At 62.1% G+C, this 18,129-nt stretch carries 22 protein-coding genes and 1 pseudogene; 3 read left to right on the plus strand and 20 right to left on the minus strand.

Translation table 11 applies throughout. From position 1 onward, the window contains the following. Positions 1 to 71 precede the first annotated feature (71 nt). The 5 genes and pseudogenes from istB to J4G43_RS31240 form a co-directional block, all read right to left on the minus strand. Entirely contained in the window at positions 72 to 833 is a 762-nt protein-coding gene (gene istB / locus J4G43_RS31220) for an IS21-like element ISFK1 family helper ATPase IstB (protein ID WP_011090937.1), read from the minus strand. A gap of 18 nt (positions 834 to 851) precedes the next feature. Beyond that, positions 852 to 2,273 (minus strand): annotated as a pseudogene (gene istA, locus J4G43_RS31225) (IS21-like element ISFK1 family transposase); the annotation flags it as partial. A 29-nt stretch (positions 2,274 to 2,302) separates the two neighbouring features. After that, positions 2,303 to 2,749 (minus strand): hypothetical protein, encoded by a 447-nt coding sequence (locus tag J4G43_RS31230; protein WP_208087326.1) that lies wholly within the window; start codon positions 2,747 to 2,749, stop codon positions 2,303 to 2,305. 137 nt (positions 2,750 to 2,886) lie between these two features. Next, entirely contained in the window at positions 2,887 to 4,155 is a 1,269-nt protein-coding gene (locus J4G43_RS31235) for an IS256 family transposase (RefSeq protein ID WP_038952271.1), read from the minus strand. A gap of 151 nt (positions 4,156 to 4,306) precedes the next feature. Continuing rightward, complete coding sequence (locus J4G43_RS31240) at positions 4,307 to 4,645, minus strand: hypothetical protein (RefSeq protein ID WP_225005222.1); 339 nt, start codon at positions 4,643 to 4,645, stop codon at positions 4,307 to 4,309. A gap of 88 nt (positions 4,646 to 4,733) precedes the next feature. On the opposite strand from J4G43_RS31240, the gene J4G43_RS31245 reads away from it, so the two are divergent. The 3 genes from J4G43_RS31245 (at position 4,734) to J4G43_RS31255 (ending at position 7,408) form a co-directional block, all read left to right on the plus strand. Further along, positions 4,734 to 5,804, plus strand: coding sequence for a ComEC/Rec2 family competence protein (locus tag J4G43_RS31245; RefSeq protein ID WP_208087327.1), 1,071 nt, complete (start codon positions 4,734 to 4,736; stop codon positions 5,802 to 5,804). Further along, positions 5,788 to 6,480 (plus strand): hypothetical protein, encoded by a 693-nt coding sequence (locus tag J4G43_RS31250; protein ID WP_208087328.1) that lies wholly within the window; start codon positions 5,788 to 5,790, stop codon positions 6,478 to 6,480. Before J4G43_RS31245 ends, J4G43_RS31250 begins: the two co-directional genes overlap by 17 nt. 592 nt (positions 6,481 to 7,072) lie before the next feature. Beyond that, complete coding sequence (locus tag J4G43_RS31255) at positions 7,073 to 7,408, plus strand: hypothetical protein (protein ID WP_028152676.1); 336 nt, start codon at positions 7,073 to 7,075, stop codon at positions 7,406 to 7,408. On the opposite strand, the gene J4G43_RS31260 is transcribed toward J4G43_RS31255, so the two are convergent. From J4G43_RS31260 to J4G43_RS31330, 15 genes are all read right to left on the minus strand, one after another. Then, on the minus strand, positions 7,409 to 7,606 hold the full coding sequence (locus J4G43_RS31260) for a hypothetical protein (protein ID WP_028152677.1): 198 nt from the start codon (positions 7,604 to 7,606) through the stop codon (positions 7,409 to 7,411). Between the two features lie 11 nt (positions 7,607 to 7,617). Further along, positions 7,618 to 8,913, minus strand: coding sequence for a hypothetical protein (locus tag J4G43_RS31265; protein ID WP_208087329.1), 1,296 nt, complete (start codon positions 8,911 to 8,913; stop codon positions 7,618 to 7,620). A gap of 15 nt (positions 8,914 to 8,928) precedes the next feature. Next, positions 8,929 to 9,069 (minus strand): hypothetical protein, encoded by a 141-nt coding sequence (locus J4G43_RS31270; RefSeq protein ID WP_208087330.1) that lies wholly within the window; start codon positions 9,067 to 9,069, stop codon positions 8,929 to 8,931. Beyond that, on the minus strand, positions 9,069 to 9,320 hold the full coding sequence (locus J4G43_RS31275; protein WP_028152680.1) for a spike base protein, RCAP_Rcc01079 family: 252 nt from the start codon (positions 9,318 to 9,320) through the stop codon (positions 9,069 to 9,071). Before J4G43_RS31275 ends, J4G43_RS31270 begins: the two co-directional genes overlap by 1 nt. A 62-nt stretch (positions 9,321 to 9,382) precedes the next feature. Continuing rightward, a complete protein-coding gene (locus J4G43_RS31280; RefSeq protein ID WP_028152681.1) occupies positions 9,383 to 9,601 on the minus strand; it encodes a hypothetical protein in 219 nt (72 codons plus the stop codon). Then, complete coding sequence (locus J4G43_RS31285) at positions 9,598 to 10,890, minus strand: hypothetical protein (RefSeq protein WP_208087331.1); 1,293 nt, start codon at positions 10,888 to 10,890, stop codon at positions 9,598 to 9,600. Before J4G43_RS31285 ends, J4G43_RS31280 begins: the two co-directional genes overlap by 4 nt. Continuing rightward, entirely contained in the window at positions 10,887 to 11,222 is a 336-nt protein-coding gene (locus J4G43_RS31290) for a hypothetical protein (protein ID WP_208087332.1), read from the minus strand. Before J4G43_RS31290 ends, J4G43_RS31285 begins: the two co-directional genes overlap by 4 nt. Positions 11,223 to 11,420: 198 nt before the next feature. Next, the gene (locus J4G43_RS31295) at positions 11,421 to 11,927 is read right to left on the minus strand and encodes a hypothetical protein (protein ID WP_208087333.1); all 507 of its coding nucleotides are present in this window, start codon (positions 11,925 to 11,927) and stop codon (positions 11,421 to 11,423) included. Beyond that, a complete protein-coding gene (locus tag J4G43_RS31300) occupies positions 11,924 to 12,823 on the minus strand; it encodes an N-acetylmuramoyl-L-alanine amidase (RefSeq protein WP_208087334.1) in 900 nt (299 codons plus the stop codon). Before J4G43_RS31300 ends, J4G43_RS31295 begins: the two co-directional genes overlap by 4 nt. A 68-nt stretch (positions 12,824 to 12,891) precedes the next feature. Then, positions 12,892 to 13,962: a phage late control D family protein gene (locus J4G43_RS31305; RefSeq protein ID WP_225005224.1), complete on the minus strand. Its 1,071-nt coding sequence runs from the start codon at positions 13,960 to 13,962 to the stop codon at positions 12,892 to 12,894. Then, positions 13,959 to 14,153, minus strand: a complete 195-nt coding sequence (locus J4G43_RS31310) for a tail protein X (RefSeq protein WP_225005225.1) — start codon at positions 14,151 to 14,153, stop codon at positions 13,959 to 13,961. Before J4G43_RS31310 ends, J4G43_RS31305 begins: the two co-directional genes overlap by 4 nt. An 11-nt stretch (positions 14,154 to 14,164) precedes the next feature. Continuing rightward, the gene (locus J4G43_RS31315) at positions 14,165 to 14,551 is read right to left on the minus strand and encodes a phage tail protein (protein WP_166342171.1); all 387 of its coding nucleotides are present in this window, start codon (positions 14,549 to 14,551) and stop codon (positions 14,165 to 14,167) included. A gap of 2 nt (positions 14,552 to 14,553) precedes the next feature. Beyond that, a complete protein-coding gene (locus J4G43_RS31320; protein ID WP_208087336.1) occupies positions 14,554 to 17,112 on the minus strand; it encodes a phage tail tape measure protein in 2,559 nt (852 codons plus the stop codon). Between the two features lie 159 nt (positions 17,113 to 17,271). Beyond that, positions 17,272 to 17,550 carry a phage tail assembly protein gene (locus J4G43_RS31325; RefSeq protein WP_225005227.1) on the minus strand — a complete coding sequence of 93 codons (279 nt, stop codon included), beginning with the start codon at positions 17,548 to 17,550 and terminating at the stop codon, positions 17,272 to 17,274. Between the two features lie 69 nt (positions 17,551 to 17,619). Continuing rightward, the gene (locus tag J4G43_RS31330) at positions 17,620 to 18,123 is read right to left on the minus strand and encodes a phage major tail tube protein (RefSeq protein WP_028152691.1); all 504 of its coding nucleotides are present in this window, start codon (positions 18,121 to 18,123) and stop codon (positions 17,620 to 17,622) included. Between the last annotated feature and the right edge of the window lie 6 nt (positions 18,124 to 18,129).

Consider the following 18,129-nt stretch of genomic DNA (forward strand, 5'->3'; position numbering starts at 1 on the left):
GATTTCGCGCGATCGTGAGCACTGAATTCAGACGATCGTGAGCAGCCCGCTACGGCCGATGGGAGATAGAGTCAGTGTTCTGGTTGGCCGTCAAGGGTGATGGTTTTGGCGCTGCGTTTTCGCATGCTTTCTCCGGTGAGCTGGAGGCGGTGGGCGTTGTGGACGAGGCGATCGAGAATGGCGTCGGCGACCGTGGGGTCCCCAATGGCTCCATGCCAGGTGTCCACGGGGAGCTGACTTGTGACGATGGTGGATGCGCGGCCATGGCGGTCCTCGAGGATTTCGAGCAGATCGCGGCGTTCCGCGGCGGTGAGCACCGATAGTCCCCAATCATCCAAAATCAGAAGCTGAGCGCGGCCGAGGCTTTTGAGGAGCCGGGCGTAACGTCCGTCTCCGCGCGCGAGCGCGAGCGCCTCGAACAGCCTTGGAACGCGATGATAGAGGACTGATCGGTTGTCGCGGCAGGCCTTGTGGCCGAGCGCGCAGGCTAACCAACTTTTGCCCAGGCCGGTTGCCCCGGTGACGAGCAAATTCTCGTGGCGATCGATCCAGCGACCTTCGACGAGTTTGGCGAAAACGGCGCGGTCGATGCCCCGCGGGGTGCGCAGATCGACGTCCTCGACGCAAGCAGTCTGGCGCAGTGCGGCGATCTTGAGGCGCGTGGTGAGCCGCCTGGTGTCGCGTTCGGCGGCTTCGCGGTCGACCAACAGGCCGATGCGATCTTCGAACGGCAGGGCTTCGAGATCGGGCGATCGGCGCTGCTCCTCGAAGGCCTTGGCCATTCCGGTCAGGCCAAGCTCGATCAGCCGTTCGTGGGTTGGGTGGTTAAGCATGCCGGGTCTCTCCTTGCTTCAGTGGAAGTAGTCGCGTCCGCGGATATTGCCGTGGCGCAGGGGCTGGTGCTCGAAAGATTCGTCGAAGAACGTGCGATCGAGGCCGTTCTGGAGGATCGATCTAATCGAGGCGACGGAGCGCGCCTTGATGAGGATGCCCCTCCGGCAGGCTGCGTCGAGGCGTTCGGCGCCGTAGCTTTTGACGAGCGCCAGAATGCCAAGGCAGGTTCGAAAGCCTTGTTCTGGATGGGGCCGGGCGTCGATCACGGCCTGGAAAAACGCTGCTGTCGAAGGACCGATCCGCTCGCCGGCGGCGATCACCGCGGCGGGGGTCCATTTGCCGTAGCGGCGATGGGCGCTCGGCATGTGGTCGGCGATGGTGGTGTGTCCGCGTCGGTTGGGCGCGCGGGCATGGCTGGCGATCCGCTGGCCCTTGTGGAAGATCTCGACCGTCCGATCGTCGATACGGGCATCGACCAGCTCGCCAATCAGACGATACGGCGCGGAGTACCAATGGCCGTCGACCTCGACATGATAATCGGGAGCGAGGCGGCAGCGCTTCCAGCGTGCGAAGGCATAAGGCTGATCTGGCAGCGGGGTTAGCTTGGGTTTGTCGAGTTCGGCAAACAGTTCGGCGCGGCTTGAGCCGAAGCCACGCATTTGACGAGCATTGAGTTCGTCGACGAGTGTCTTGATGGCGGCGTTGAGCTCGGCCCGGGAAAAGAAGCGCTGATTGCGCAGCCGGGCCAGAATCCAGCGCTGGGCGATTTGCACCGCGACCTCGACCTTCGCCTTGTCTTTTGGGCGCCGCGGCCGTGCGGCGAGAATGGCCGTGCCGTAATGGCTCGCCATCTCGGCATAAGTGCGATTGAGGCCGGGATCGTAGCGGTCGGGGTTGCTGACGGCGGCTTTGAGGTTGTCGCAGACCACGAACGTCGGCGTTCCGCTCAAAAACGTGAACAAGTTGACGTGGGCCCGGATCCAGTCGGCCAAGCTCTCGCTGGGGCAGGCCTCGGCGTAGGTGTAGTTCGAAGCGCCCATCGCCGCGACGAACAGCTTCATCGGCTGCACTTCCCCGGTCAGGGGATCGACGATGTCGATGGTGTCGCCGGCGAAATCCACGAACACCTTCTCGCCGCCCAGATGAATCTGCCGCATCGAAGGTCGGACCCGCCCCTTCCAGGCCTCGTAGGTAGTGCAGAACCACGTGTACCCGAAACCGTCGGGATTAACGGCGCGATACTCCTCCCAGAGCAGGCGACGGGTTACGTTGCGCCGGCGGAGCTCTTTATCGATGTAGCTCCAGTCGGGCACCGGCCGCTGCGGGCTCTGAGACGCTGGTCGTGGGGCCGGGAAAAGCAAAAGCTCCAGGTCTTCATCGGTCATTCCCTCCGGAAGCGGCCAGCTCAACCCAGCAGAGCGGGCGCGGCTCAGGTAGGCGCTATAGCCAACAGCTAGTTTTGCACTCATCACTGCACGCTGAGCACGTCTACAAGGGGCTTACATTGAGCTTCCAACTTTACTCGACGACAAATGCCTTCGAGCATTGTTACTAGAGTGCTCTTCGGCGCTTTTTCAACGAACTTCGCAGTTTCTTGGTCCACGGCCTTCTGAATCTCGGCGAAGTTGACCGGCAGCCGAGGGCAGAAATGCTGCATATATTTGTCATATAGCTTCGATGTGTATTGGGTAGTCATATCGATGCAATGGGTGTTGCTGTCGCCCCAGGTCTGGTCCGCATTACAAATCAAGCGACGGCTAGTGATGTGGCTGTTGTCACCCTGCCAATCTACGTTTTGAGCTTTTACGCTCGGGCACTCACAGATCGTGGCACCTACAGAGAACGATTGTCCCGCATACTCGCAGGATTTCTGTTGTGCGCTTGCCACGCAAGTGGACGCAGCAAGAGCGGTCATCAGCAATAAGCACTTCCTCATGATTCGCCCCTCTCAGTAGAGGTCTCTTTTATCCGATTCAATGAACGGTGCGCAGCCGATCTGCCGCTACAGATAAGTCAGCAGAGCTATGGCTGATTTTGGGTGACGCGGCCTGATCAGGCGGCGTGGCTTTCAGTGTTCGGAATGACTTCGATTCCGTCGATGAACTTTACACCGGCGATGACTTTCGGCAACTGGTTCGTGCTCTTCAATCGCCGCCAGGTCTTCGATGCGGCGTCGATGAGCTTGAACACCATCAGCTTTGCAGTTTGTTGCGACAGCGATCCCTTGGTCCGCACCGTTCGGTGGCGCACCGTGGCGAAGACGCTCTCGATCGGGTTCGAGCTGCGTAGGTGGATCCAGTGCTCAGCAGGGAAGTCGAAGAAGGCGAGCAGCGCATGGCGATCCTTGATCAGGCACTCCACCGCACGTCCGTATTTGACGTGGTATTTCTCGACGAAGACGTCGATCGCGGTTTCAGCTTCGGCCCGGTGTGGGGCCAGATAGATGTTCCGCAGGTCGTTCTTCATGGGGCCCTGCACGGATTTGGCGACCTTGTCGAGTACGTTGCTCACTTTATGGCACCAGCATCGTTGGTGCCGCGTGCCGGGAAAGGCCTCGTCCAGTGCCTTCCAGAAGCCGAGGGCGCCGTCGCCGATGGCGAGTTGCGGGGCAATCCGTAACCCGCGTTGCCGCAGGTCGATCAGGAGTTCGCGCCAGCTCTGCGCGCTCTCGCGCACGCCGACCTGGAAGCCGATCAGCTCCTTCTTGCCTTCCGGCGTGGTGCCAATCAGCACCAGCATGCATTCGCTGTGATCTTCCATGCGGGCCTGCAGGTACACGCCATCGGCCCAGATGTAGACATAGCGACGCGCCGACAGATCGCGTCTCTGCCAGCGTTCGTACTCGACCTGCCAATCGGCCTTCAGGCCGGCGATCACCGAAGGCGACAGGTTCGGCGCATCCTTGCCGAGCAGCGCCGAGAGCGCCTCCTGGAAGTCGCCGGTCGAGATGCCGCGCAAATAGAGGACCGGGATCAAGGCATCCAGGCTCTTCGTCCGCCGCGCCCATAGCGGCAGGATTGCCGAACTGAAGCGGAGGCGGTCGCCTGGCCCGCTCGCTCCGCGGTCGCGGACCTTGGGACGAGCGACCTCCACCGGACCGATGCCGGTCGCAATCTCGCGCACCGGACCGTGCCCATGTCGGACCAGGCGCGCTCGACCGTCGGGCAGCGTCAGATTGGCCGTGCTGGCCAGAAACGCGCCAACCTCGATCTCGATCGCCCTGGCAAGCAGGTCCCGCGCGCCGGCACGAACGATATCGGTCAGTGGATCATCAACCGCGGACGGCTGACGGAAAGCAAGAACATTGGTAGTCTCGGTCATGGCGTATCGCTCTCCTCGAGAGGTTCTGGCAGGCTCGTCACCCGCCTCGATACGCCGCCTTCCTCACACCGTCATCACCCAGATTCCGCCATAGCTCAAGTCAGCAGGCCATGAGTCGTAATCGGATTACGTCGGCTCGCGAACTCCGGGGTCACCCGGCCCTCCTGGCTTTCTTGACCTGCGGTTCTCGTGGCATGTGAAAGACGAGCGCCACACGTCGCGATCCGCAGCTCGGGCATTTGAGTCTAGTCGGAAGGTCCGAAATGGGAAAGGCCGCGCCGCGCGTCCAAATCAGCGTTCTGAGATCGAGATCGTACTGATAGATGCACGACCGGATCGAGCGCATGCCGTCGTTATTGCCGAACGCGCACCGCGCGGTGATGCGCCAGCCGAGCTGCCAAGCCTCGCCGATTGTTTCCACAGCCATGAGAACAAATCGAGAACAATCGGGGAAAGGGTCAAGGCTGTGAACAGCGGGTGTAATTTCCATCCGGAAATCGCCGGGGTTGCAAACCGGAAACGGAACTCCATATAAAGGGGGCCAGGAGGCCATTAACCACTAAATATGGGGCGACTTGGTGGCGGATTTTTACGAGATAGATTTTATCCCGGTTCATACTTCAAAAAGCGGCGACTGCATCACGATCCGGTACTCCATCGGCGGCATGCCGCCGGTCCTGCACGTCGTAGATGGTGGATATACCAGCACCGCAGCGGAACTAGCTGCGCACATCGATAAGTGGCACGTCCCGTACATCGACCACATGGTCGTGACGCACCCGGATCAAGATCACGCCGAAGGTCTGGCACCGATCCTGGAATACTATCCGGTCGGTACGCTCTGGATGCTGAGACCGTGGATTTACGCGGATCAGCTCATTCAGCACTTCCCGCGCATGCAGTCGGTGGCCACGCTGCAGCAGCGTCTCCGCGACGACTATCCGTACATCGCCGAGCTAGAGAAGATCGCGCAGAAGCGCGGTATCAACATCCAAGAGCCGTTCCAGGGACGGAAGATTGGCGCCTTCACTGTGCTGACTCCCTCGCCTGCGCGATACGGCCGGTTGATCCTGCGGTCCGATCGCACGCCTCAACTCGCGCCCGGACTGGGAGGCGCTCTCGCTGGCTTGGTGCAGCCGATAAAAGCCATGGCCCGGATGGTCCGCGATGGTTGGGGCTCCGAACGGTTCTCAAGCGAAGACACGAGCGTCGAAAATGAAATGAGTGTTGTGCAGTGGGCCAACATTGCGGGCGACAACATTGTTCTTACCGGTGATGCGGGGCGCGAGGGAATGACCGAAGCGGCGGACCATGCTCCCTACGAAGGCTTGTTCTTGCCCGGCGTGCAGCAGTTTCAAGTCCCGCACCACGGCGGACGGCGCAATCTATCGACTGAGATATGTGATCGTTGGCTCGGTCAGCGCCTGCGTGCGATGGTCCCAGAGGGCAGCGAGACCTTTTACGCTCTCATCAGCTCTGCCAAGGAAGATACCGACCATCCCCGTAACGCGGTGATCCGCGCGATGCGTCACCGTGGCGCTTTCATAGCAACGACCGAGGACAGCGCATTTCGCGCGCACAAGAACTCGCCGAACCCTTGGCCTGGCAAACTGACAAACGTGGCATATCCCGGTGAGCAAGAAGAGTAGAGGCATTACCAAACTGAGCTTTTACGAACAGGTCGGGATCATCATTCCCGGCAGTGCGATGTTGTTCGGCTTGTTCTTCTTCATCCCCGATCTGCGCGGTGCGCTGACGAAAGACGGCGTGAGCGTTGGCCAACTTGGCATCTTTGTCTTGCTCTCGTATGCCGCCGGTCACCTCGTTGCTGCGGTCGGCAATGCAGTCGAATGGCTTATGTGGAAGGCGTTCGGCGGAATGCCCAGCGACTGGATCGTGCGAGAGGATCAGACTCTTCTTGCTCCGGAACAGCTCAACCAGCTCAGAGAAAAGTTGCAGGTGTTGATGGGGTTCTGCGTCGAAAAGGTCACCGGCATGGATGTGAAGACGTGGAAGCCGATCTCACGGCAAATCTACGCCAAGGTGATGAAGGACGGGCAGACGAGCCGGATCGATACGTTCAATGGGAACTACGGGCTTAACCGAGGTCTCGCGAGCGCCATGCTGGTCCTCACCGTCTTCGCTCTTACGCAGTCCCTCTGGTGGGCCGCCTTCGGTCTGATAGTTGTGGGAAGCGTCTTTCTGTACCGCGCGCACCGCTTCGGCGTGTATTACGGCCGCGAACTCTACCTGCAATTTCTAATTATGAGCGATCAGCCAAAGCCGCCGCCGAAGATATCAAGGAAAAAGGAAGAGACGGCCTGAATCAACTCGGATTCGTTTTGGACCGCTCCCCGAGTGCCGCTAGGCTCGCAGAGGGGGAAACATGGCAAACTCACCACTTGGCGTAATCAAAATCCCGGTAGATGGATCATGGGATATTGAGAACCTGCGCGATCTATCCGAAAGCCTTTCCGAGACGTACGGGCTTTTTTACCCACTCGTGGCGGCCGAAGAGGATACCGGCTCATGGTGCGCAAGCACGATGATCGCGTGCGCTTGTACAGACGCCGCACCGCACACGGGCAGACCAGATCATTTGTGGTCAACGGCCATAAATACATGAGACCCGCGCGGGTCTCCCCGGCGGGTCTCTCAAAGCCGTGTCGCCCACGGCCCCCTTATCGTTCTCAAGGCATTTTTGCGGATCGCGGTCGTCGGAACGAGTGCGACACTTTTGCATTGCCGGGCGGGTACGAAGGCCGCCGTCAGAACGAGATCGGGTCTCGGATTTAACAGGCTCGATTAAGGTGACATGAGAAGGGGTTTACTTCTTCATGACTGTGCTCCAAGTCAGTTGCGGAAGTCGTCCGCCTCAACGGCGATGGCTTACAGTAGCGATTAGGAGGCCCGTGACATGCCCATTCGAGTAGCCCTCATTGCCGCCGCCCTGCTCGCCGCGACTGCCTCTGCGCACGCGGCGAAGCGATTGGAAGTCGGCCAGTCTGGCGTCCTTCACACGACCGCCCTGGCCTGCCCGACGCTCGATGGCATGCGCGCCGTGTTGCAGACTGCGAAGGCTGACTTTGAAGCTGGGGTTGCGAAGGGTGCGGCCGAAGGATGCAAGTCGTTCGGCAAGGGCACGGAGGTCTTCGTGGTCGAAGTGCCGAACGCGGTGCTTGCCTGCGTTCGGCCGAAGGGAGAGAAGTCCTGCGTGTGGACCGCGCAGGATCGCGTTCACGCGCTCGACTGATCAGACCGGGATTTCGTCGGTGTAGCTGAACACCATACGCATCGGCTCGTCATAGGTGACGGTCCCGCCGTTGTCGTCGAAGATCACGTCGAAGCTTTCGTCCGCGTGCGTCTCGCCGATCTTGCCAGTGCGCCCGTCTTCGCGGGTCACAGCACGTCCCTCGTTCGTCGCCGTGTTCGTAATCATCGGAATCATCATGGTCGTTCTCCTTACCGGCTGGCGATTTCCGCCCACCACTTGCGCAAAATGATCGTCGCTTGCCCGGCACCATTGAAGTTGCCGCCGAAAGCGAGGTTCGTGAACGGCGTCCCGGTGAACGCCGGAATGACCATGCCGTCCGGCTCATAGACGATGCCGGTGAAGCCCCTGCCGGGATCGTTACCCAGGTTCGAAGCAGCGAGCATGTCATAGACCGGGCCGTAGCCGCCGGTGGACGGAAACCATTCGAGATCGGCGAGCACAGACGCGAAGCCGGTTGCGCCGGGCGCAAGATCGACTTCGCCGCCACCGCGCACGACGACGCCCTGCTTGACGCCGGTGCGGTCGAGCGCGGCGTAGCAGCCGAACGCACCGGCGGCGGTAGCAGTCGCGACGATCTTGATTTCCTGACCGAAGGTGTTGCCGTTCGCGTCGGCCTGCGTCGGCTGGACCGAATACACGACGGTCACGCCGCCGGTGCATGCCTTCGTGATGATGCCGGTCGGCACGTTGCCGCTGTTGCCGTTGCCGGTCGCAGCGACCGAGCCGGGGAAGCCAGCTTGCGAGAACATCGAGCGCGCGCCATAGCCGGACTTTGACTGATTGACAGCGCCCAGGCGATGGCCGGGGATCGGGCGAAGATGCGGCAGGATGATCGTGCCGCAGCCGAGACCGATGATCTGGCCTGCGGCGGTGTCGTCGTGCGTGCCATCATAGGTGTTTTTGAGCGCGATGGTGCCGTTGCTCGCGGTGTTGTTCGAGAACGGCGTCTGGTCGAGCACCAAGACATCAGGCGGGCCGCGACCATCGTCGTCGCCGTACTGAATGAAATCGACCATGAGACGATTGTAGTCGTTCATGTTCGCGATGTGCGTCGAGTTGAAATTGTTCGCGCCGCGCTCCCACCAAAGCACAGCGGTCGAGCCCGCGTCGTTGACCTGCTTGATGTACTTCTTCATCAAGTCGAGGTTGCCCTGGACGACGTTACCGACCGGGGTCTGTTGCGCGATGGCGTTGATGATGCCGGTGAAGCAGATGAAGCGCGCGCCCGAGGCAATGGCCGCATCGACCTGCGCCTGCCATTGAGACGGGAAGGTTCCCGAGACGGCGACATTGCCGAGACAGATCAGCGGACGCCCCTGCGAACGGCAGTAAGCCTCCATCCAATTCGCCCAGCCGTTCGCCGCCTTGTTGTACTTGAGCGGATCAAGATACTTCATCGCGTTGCGGCTATCGCCGACGTAGAAGATCGTGTTCAGAAAACGCTTGCGAAGGCTAAGCGCGAAAGCTGCGTTGCGGGTCTGCATGTGCGGGCCGTTCTCTTAGGCTTTGTCGATCAGGAAGGCCCCGTCGCTATCGACGAGAATGAACCCGTCGCTATCGACGACGAAGACATAGCCCGGCGGCGGCGCGAGTACCGTTCCCGTGGAGCGGACGATTCCGAGTCCGAGACCGAGACGCATTAGATCGCGCCTTCCAATCCGGTCGCGGTCGCGGCGGTGACGTGCGTCGCCCAAAGGGTCCGCGTTTCACCGGCGACGAAGTTGAGCGTCCGGCTCGCGCCGGTGCGCTTCATGGTGACGGTAACGGTGCCATCGGTGTTCGCGCGGATCGCGCGGATGGGCTGCGCCAGAGCGGTCGCGCTCGGGACAATCGGCACCCAATCGAGGGCGGGACCATCGAAGGGAACGGCGTAAGGGTTCTCGCGGGACACGGGCTTTTCCTGTGAAAGTCAGAGACAGGAGAGCCCGCTTTGCACCGCAGCGCGAGATCGGTTCAGTAGCCCTTATTCCAGTCTTCGTCGGGCTCCACCGAGTCGATGAAGTGATCGTAAAGCCAGACCGGCCAAGGCACCGTCGATGCCCAGCCGCCCTTCAGGATCGACTTGCCCAGGCGGCTCGAAATCGTCTCGTCATGCCAGCCGCCGAGCAGCGCGTTGCCAAGCTGATCGATGGCGATCAGCACGTTCCAGAAGTACGCGCCGACCTGCTTCATGCCGCCATGTCCTTCGGCATCGAGCTTGCCGGGCGCTTCGGCACGGCCGGGGTTTCGAGCTTGATCTCGCACCGCTCGCGCACGCCCCAGGTCTCATGGATCAGGAAGAACCATTGCTGCGGCAGTTCGAGCGAGGCGCGCAGGCCGTTGCCGTACTCGCTGTAGCCGGGGAACGCGCCGTTCGAGAACACCGGGCCGGGATTGGCCGAGTGGTGATAATGGCCGTGCATGATGATGTCCGGCCGACGCTGCGCCCTGGCTTGCTGCGCCTCGACCTTCTTCGTGCCGCGCACGATGGGGAGAAGCGGACCGGCGAAGCCCTGCCCGCCGCCGGTGCCCATCTTGTCTCCGTGCGTCAGGAAGGCCGTGTAGCCCAGCACGGGGATGATGGCGTCGTTGGACACGCCGATCTGGAAAGTCACGCGAGCGTCGCCCTTAAAGGCGTCTGCGACCATGTGAGCAATGAGGGTGTCATAGCTCAGCTTCGAGTACAGCTTCGCGGTCGGCTTGAACGTGGTGCGGGCGTGGTTGCCCGGCACCGACGAAACGTGGATGCGCTTGTAGACCTTGAGCAGTAACTTGATGCCCGCGATGATCAGCGCCACCACCATGCGAACCTGCTCATGCGAGGTCAGGCCGTTGGTGATCCGCAGTTCTTCGTGGATGTCGCCCGAGATCAGGTCGCCGCCCAGGTTGAGCAGAAGGCCCTCGACCTTGCAGTCAGCCGACCAACGCGGGCCGATCTCGCACACCGCGTCGAAGAAGCGCCGGATGCGCGTCGCCGCGATCTGCGGATTGAAAGCGTTGAGCCCGAGGATTTCGTCGGGATCGACGACCTCGCCCATGTGAAGATCGGTGAAGAGCATCGAGAGGACGGCGCGGTTGCGCTTGCCCAGGCCGTGCTTCAACAGCCATTCCGGCGGCGCGACCTGAAGGTTGCGGATGCCGCCGATCTCTTCAAGCATCTGCTCGACGGCGGCCAGTTCCTTCTCGACGCCCTGCGCGCGCCGACGCCAGTACGCGCTATCGTGAAGCTCGCGCCGCGACGGCGGCTGCTTGTCTTCCGGCACCGCGTACAGCGACCAATCCGGCAGATGGTTCTTCTCGCCCCGGTTGGCGAGAGCGTCCTGCGCCCGCACCCAATCCGTCAGCGTGTTCTTGTTCAGCTTCAGGCGGCGCGTCGCTTCGAGAACGGCCGAGCCCTTGCCGCGATGCTCGGACCGATACGGCACGAACCCATCGCGCAGACAGGTCTCGATGGTTTCCTTACGCTGTTTGTCCGTGGTCACTTTGCTTTGCCTTGGGTCGAGAGAAACTGATCGAAGCGCTCGCCGATGCGATCCAACGCGCCGACCAACCGCTCTTCGATCCGGTCGAGCAGTTGGACGGTCGCGTACTCGGTTGCGACTTTCTCGCGGAAGTGCGCGAGGTCGCGTTCGGTCGCGGCGGCGAGCCGCCGCGCTTCGGCGGCTGCCGCCTTCGCCTCATTGGCAATGGCCTGCCCCGCCTTCGCAGACGCCTCGTTCTTCGCGTGCGCCACCGCATTGCGGATCAGCAGAGCGATGATTGCGCCGGCGCCGCTGCCGAGCAGGCCGATGAGCCATTCAGGGATCGTGATCATTTGACTTGGGCCGATGCTTTGAGGCGCACGTTGCGCACGTTGGAACGAGAGATGCGGAGCCGCTTGTTCGCTTCCTTGCGCGCTGCTTCTTCGAGCTTCCATGCCACTCGCGCGTCCATGCCGGGGGCAGTCTTCGGCGCGGGCACTTCGTCGAGAACGAGCGTGGATTCGTGCGGGACGCTGAAGTCCGGCGACGGCCTAACGCTTTCGGTGGTCTTGCACGCCGTCAGCGAAATCGTCAGGAGTGAGCAGGCAAGCAGCGTTCGGGCGACCCTTGAGGCGTTTTTCATATTCATCGATTTGGTCCTGAGCTTCTTGGGCGCGCTGCGCCGCTTCGTCACGTTGCTTCACTGCGGTCTCGGCGGCGTCGAAGACCATGTCGAGGCTCTCGCGCTGCCCGGTGATCACACCGTCGCGGACCGAGATCGCCTCACGCAATACCTTGGCTTCGACTCTGCCATCCGCGAAGCGGTAGCCGACAAGGAACGCCTGCGCAGAGAGGAAGACGTAGACAAGAGCCGCCGCCACGCTCGCGTAAGGCGCAATGAAACTGAGCTTGCTGATGATCGGGAAGTGGCCGACGATCATGCAGACGAAGACGAGAGCCGCGAGCGTAATGATCACGACGTCGGAGGCGGCGATCTGCCAAAGCAGATCGCCGAGCCCGAGCTTGTCGTTCAAGCTCACAAAGAACTGCCTGATCACTTCTTTTCCATCCAAATCCAGAGTGCGAGGCCGATCAGGATGAAGGTGCCCAGGGCGACGATGACCTTCCAATCCTGAAGCACACCCAGGAAGGACGTGATGGACAGGCCGCCGAACAGGCCGGACACGGCCGTGAACTTGCTCTTGATGAACGCCTTCAGCTTGCCCGGTGCGGTCTGACTCTCGTCACGCACATCGCTCTGAGGATCTAGCGCGACGTGCTCTTCACCGGCTTCGTCGGTGTCGTGACGCTCGCCTTCCTCCGGGGTCGAGAGAAGGCCGACCGGATGGTACGGAAGCGCCGAAGTCTTCAACTGATCGAGCGGGTTCGTGTCGATCTTCCGACCGGGCGAGATCATCCAATGCGTGATGATGTCCTCGATCTTGAAGGTCTCCGCGAGCGCGGCGCACAGATCGGTGACGGCCGCGATCTGCTCGGGGCTGTAGTGCAGCCAATAGCCCGCACCGTGCGCCGTGGTCTTCGCGTACTCGACCTTCAGCGACGGGTTCTTGTTCGTGTCGATGGTGCAGATTTCGTTCTTGTAGACGCCCTCCGACACCTTCTGAAGCTTGCCGGGGTTGTCGATCTCGATGCCGACCGCGTAGCTGTTCATGAACTTCAGCCCCTTCCATTGGGAGTGCCCGGCGTGCCACGCCACGACGTTGAACGGCACAAGCTGGGTGATCTTGCCCTGGCGGCTCACGACGACATGCGCCGAGACCTTCGCCGCCGGGTTGGTCAGCCACGAAATGTCGCCGTCGTCCTTGAGGCCCGAGGCGGTATCGTGGATCACGATGAAGCGCGGCTTCAGAGCGCCGCCGTGGTTCGGGCTCTTGACGAACGGCATCGCCGCGCCATTCCGAAAGCCCATTCCGTTCTTGATGCTGATCGACATCACGTTCTCCAATTGTTGAGAACATGATTGCCGAGCGGAACGAATTGCGCAGGGCCGTTCGAGTCGCCCTACTCCCCGCCCCCGCCGCCCCAATAGTCGTCGCTTCCTTCGCCGGAAGTCTCGCAAGAGATGCGCGTCGAGAGCCCCTGATCGTTCAGGCGATGCGTCGCCGACTTGATCGTGTAGCTGCCGTCGCAGTCGGGATCGAAGCCGATGGCCGTGAGACCGGCACCGGCGAACATCTCAGTGCGACCGAGGAAGTTGGCGGCAAAGACCTTCTTGCCGCGAGCGAGCGCGCCCTTCGTGGCCTTGGCCTGCGCCTCCGCTTCTTCCTTGGTCTTAAACAGCTTGCGGCTGCGGAAGACCGGCGAGCCGCCGCCCTCCTTCACCCACTCGCGCTCGCCCTTCTTGATGTTGTGCCACGCGGCCTCGACCGACTTGTAGTCGCCGCGCGTCGAGCCGGTGCAATCCCAATCGGTGACGCCGATCTCGGTCAGCACGAAGGTAGGGGCCGCGCCGCCGCTAGGAAGGCTGCCAGAGCCCGCTTTGTTGAAGATGACCTTTTCATCGGCGAGCTTGAAATTTGCGCCCACGCGGCCCGCCAAGCGCGTCAGGAAGTTCAAATCGGACTCACTCGACTGGTCGATGTGGTCGATCTTGATCCCGCCGACCTCGCCGTTGACGATGGCCGACAGGCCGTTGCGTCCGGCGATGTACTGCACGATGTCATCGACGCTCTTCTCATGATACGAGCGCGACTTCGGCGACTTGATTTCCGTGGTCAGACCTGCGGCCTTCGCCGTCACGGTCATGATCTTGGGCCGCCCCTTCTTCGTCCATGAGTCGATGAGGAAGGTCCCCATGTAGTTGACGCCGGTCTCGACGAAGCCGAGCGAGACCTGAAGCTTCGAGCCCTTGCCCGGCGCAGGGATGTACTCACGATTGTCGATCTCAAGCTCGCAGCTATCGGACTTCTTGCCCTCATTGTCCTGAACGGTCAGCGAGAGCAGCGGGCCGCCACCCAGGACGCCGCCGGGAATGACGTGGCCGCCGCCTTCCAAGGGCAGGCCGAAGGGTGCCGGGATCAGGTTGGCCGTGATGTCCCGGCCGTCGAGCAGGATGCGGGCAGCGGGCGTCACGACCAAATCCTCGCGGCCGTGTTCGCCTTGTTCACAGTGAAGGCCGGAATGTTGATGGACATCCCCTGGGGCAGCTTCGTCCCCGCCGCAGCGAGGCCGGGGTTGGCGCGCAGGATCGCCTCCGTCGCGCCGTGCGTGACGCCGAAGCGGTTGTAGGCGATCAGGTCAACTGTATCGCCTTCGATGGTCAAATACTGCTCCATCAGACATAAGCCTTCAGATCAATCGTGAACTCGATCTTACGGGGCGCGCCGTCAGACATCAGGGTCTCTTGCCCCTCCCTGATCTTCTCGATCACGTAGTTGCCAAGATATCGTCCGAACCCGGTAACGAGCGGGAGCGGCTGCCCGAGACCGGCCTGCGCGCGCATCTGATCGACCTGCCGCAAACCGCCGCGATAGTGCGGATAGATTACGCCATCGAGCGTGATCGTGTCTTCGCCGGGGCCGACGTACTGCGGTGCCGGGGCCATGCCGATCCGCTCCGTGGACGGCCAGCGCCAGGCGGAAGTCCGGTCGAACTTCTGATAGGCGCCGGTGTTGATCGAGAAGCGGTACGCGCCGAGCGCGAGAAGGACGGTGCTCTGCATGATCAATCACTCAAGAGTCCACGCTGCTCGGACTCGAGCCGCGCGAAGGCCGCGTAAACCGCGTCTTCAGCCGCCCGCCGAACGTCGTTGGGGTTGCCGCCGTTCACTTCGACGGTGATCTGCGCCGTGTTGGTGCGCGACACGGCCGTGTTGTTCTCGCTCGCACTAGCGACCGCTGCCGCGCCGTCCGAGGTCAGGCTGCGCAGCTTGTCGTTCGACTCGATGCGGCCGGACATGCCGGGCACGAAGAGCTCGGGGCCTTGCTCGCCAACGAGATACGGCTTGCCGTAGCTCACGGGGCCGCCCAGCGCGCGAGCGCCAGCGATAGGCGCAGGGGCCGCACCGCCCGCCGGGGCACCCTTGCCGCCGCCGCTGCTAAAGATGTTCTTGATCGCGCTGCCCAGCGACATCGCCTTGTCGATGGCTGCGCCGAAGAAGCCAATCAGGCTTTGGATCGCGGAGATGACCGACCGCACGCCCGACGCTGCAACGCCGCCAACGGTCTGGCCCCACTCGCGCCACTTCGCATTGGTCGCGTCGAGCGGACCGAGCAACTGCGACATCCAATTGTAGACCGAGGCCAAGCCGTCCGAGATTGCCTTCACGGCCGGACCGGCGGGGCCGAGACCTTCCATGAAGCCCTGACCGAACCCGGCGAAGAACTCCTTGATCCCCGCCCAATTGTTGTAGACCCACACGCTAAGAGCCGTCAGAGCGACGACCAGCGCCGTGATGATCAGACCGACCGGGTTGGCAACCAACGCCCACATGGCGACGCCAATGGCGCGCAGCGCCGTCAGCGGGAAGAGCAGGATCGACCGCCCCAGGGCGAGCAGAGAGCCGCCGAGAGCCGACAGGGTCGCCGCTGCCCCAAGCGCGGTCAGCATGCGGAAGCCCAGGGCCATCGCCGCCAAGCGGCCTACAGCGGCCGTCGCCACGCCAGCGATGACGCCGCCGAGCAGACGGAACGGCAACAGCACACCGAGCAGAGCGAGGTTCAGACCGCGCATCGCGAGCAGCCCAACGCGGCCGAGCGAGCCCAGGACGAAGAGCAACGGACCGGCAGCCGCAGCCGCAGCCGCGAAGTAGACGCCGGTCTTCAACAGCGCCGGGTTCGTCTCCGACAGCTTCTGCAACGTGTCCGCAAGCTTCGTGAAGGCGTTGGCGATGTCGTTGCCGACCGAGTCCACAATCGTGTTGCGGAACTTCTCCCAGGCAGCGCCGAGCTTGAGCAAGATCGCGGGCAAGCCTTGGTTGGCGATCTTGTATTGCCGCTGCGAATAGCCGTCCGACTTCTCTTCGACTTCCTTGATCATCGCGGGCAGATCGGCCTTCAGCAACGCCATGTAACGCGAGATATGGCGCGCTTCGAGGATCTGCGCGATGTCGCCGGTCGTCGCGACACCGTCGTCCATCTTCTTCTTCAGGTCGGTCATGAACTTCGTGATGTCCACCTTCGACCCCGCCGCAGCGACGGCGTCGTTGACCGAGTCCGAAATCTTGTCGGCATCCACCGCCGACGAACTGCCGATGGCACCCTGAACCGCCTTGGTGATCGCGGCCGACAACCCGGCGTGATCGCCCTTGTTGTTCTTGATGGCGTCGGCGATCTGCGTCTTCACGCCGCTCGCGTCGATGCCGTCCGCCTTCAGGTTCTCAAGAACCGTGTCGGCGGTGACGGGGCGCGCCTGGGTGTAGTCGCTAAGGTTCATGCCGATGCGGCTCAATGCCTTCATGCCGCCCTTCGGCATTTTGACGAGACGCACGATGGCAGAGCGCAGCGCGACGCCCGCTTCCGATCCGAGCACACCGGCCTTGGCGAACGCCATCACCATCGCCGTGACGGAGTCGAGCGAGTTGCCGGTCGTCGAAGCGACGCCGCCCGCATACTTGAACGACTCCGAGATGTCCTTCATGGACGCGACCGTGGACACGGCGGCGTAGACCATGCGGTCGGTGACGACGGTCGAAGACTTGACGGCCTGCTCATAGGTCTTCATGGGCATGCGGAATTGCGTGATGGTCTTGCTCAGTGACGCGCCGACATCGGCAGGCGTCATATCGCCCGCCAGCGCAGACGCGGCCAAGACCTGTTCAAGCGCGCCCTTCGCCTGCTCGAACGTGAAGCCCGCCTTCAGAAGCTCGGTCGCCGACTTCATGATGCCGGTCGCGCCACCGGCGTCGAACCGACCCGCCAAGTCCTGCGACATCTTCGAAAGCTCAAGGCGCTGCTCTTTCGTCGCTTCGCCCAACGCCTCGACCATGTTGCCAGCCTTGGCGAACTCTGCGGCGTCCTTGATCATGTTCGCGCCGAACCACGCGGCGGGCGTCGTGACTCCGAGCGTCGCGTTGCGGCCATGCCGCTGCATCACGGCCATACGCTTCGAGGTATCGGCGAGATGCTTGTTTACGGCCGCGAACGGCGCGTTCATTTTTGCAGCCATGCCAGCGAGCGAAGCTCCCAGGCTGTTGACCTGGGTCTTCGCTGCGTTGACTGCGGCGTTGAGGCTGGGGCTAACCTTGCCCCCGATGTTGACGAATACGGAGAAGCCGGTCGCCATGTTACTTTGCCTTCATCGCCTTGTTGATGTCGGCCTGAAGCTTCGTGGCGTCTTCAAGCCAGCCGTAGAAATCGTCGAGGGACATTTCCTCGACTTCAGAGATCGAGACGCCGCCTTTGGTCAGCCGAACGAGCGTCAGAATCCCCTTTCGGAGATCGCTTAGCTCGACTGACCCCCACGAAAAGCATCGAGTTGGTCGCTCAGCTTCTTCGCGTCGATCTCGTCAAGCTCTTCGATCACGTCCGGCGAGACGTTGCAGAGATCGGACAGGAGCAGGATGCCCTTGTCGGCGTCGTGGCCCCTGAACTTCGCGGCCTTCAGCGAGTCCTTCGTCTTCGGCCGACGCATGGTCATCGTCTTGTAGGTCTTGCCATCGACCTCGAACGGAAAGTCGAGCGTGATTTCCGCCGACAGCCGCATGTCTTTCTTCTCAGTCACAGTCTAGTTCTCCCGCTAAGTTGAGGACCGACCCGTGCGCTTGCGCGTAGAGGGGTCGGCCATGTTGCCCTACATGCCCATCGCAGTGCGAATGGACGCAAGCTGATCCACGCCGTTGACGATGCGGATCATGTTGTCGATGTCGATCTCGACAACGACGGTGTCCTGAATCTGGATCTTCAGATACCGGATGGACATCTCGGCTTCGTTCTGCGTCAGGTCGCCCGCTTTCCAGGTGCCCAACGTGTTCTTCTTGAAGCCGCCGTGCAGATCGACGGTCATCGGGACCGCAGTCTCGCCGTCACGCTGAAGCGCGCCGCGAAGCTGGATACGGGCGGCGTTGCCGTCCATGTTGCCCCACAGACCGAGAATCTGGTTGGCATACTCGCCGAAGGTGAACTTGGCGGTCAGCGTTTCGAGGCCCATGTCCAACTCGACATTGCCGTCCATGCCGCCGCCACGATACTCTTCCGTCTTCACGGAGAGCTCGGGCAGTTCGACTTCGGAGATGCGACCGGCGTAACCGACGCCGTTCACGAAGCTGTTGAAGTTGCGAAGTACGCGCGGGATCATCTTTCG

Source organism: Bradyrhizobium barranii subsp. barranii (genome assembly GCF_017565645.3).
Taxonomy (GTDB): Bacteria; Pseudomonadota; Alphaproteobacteria; order Rhizobiales; family Xanthobacteraceae; genus Bradyrhizobium; species Bradyrhizobium barranii.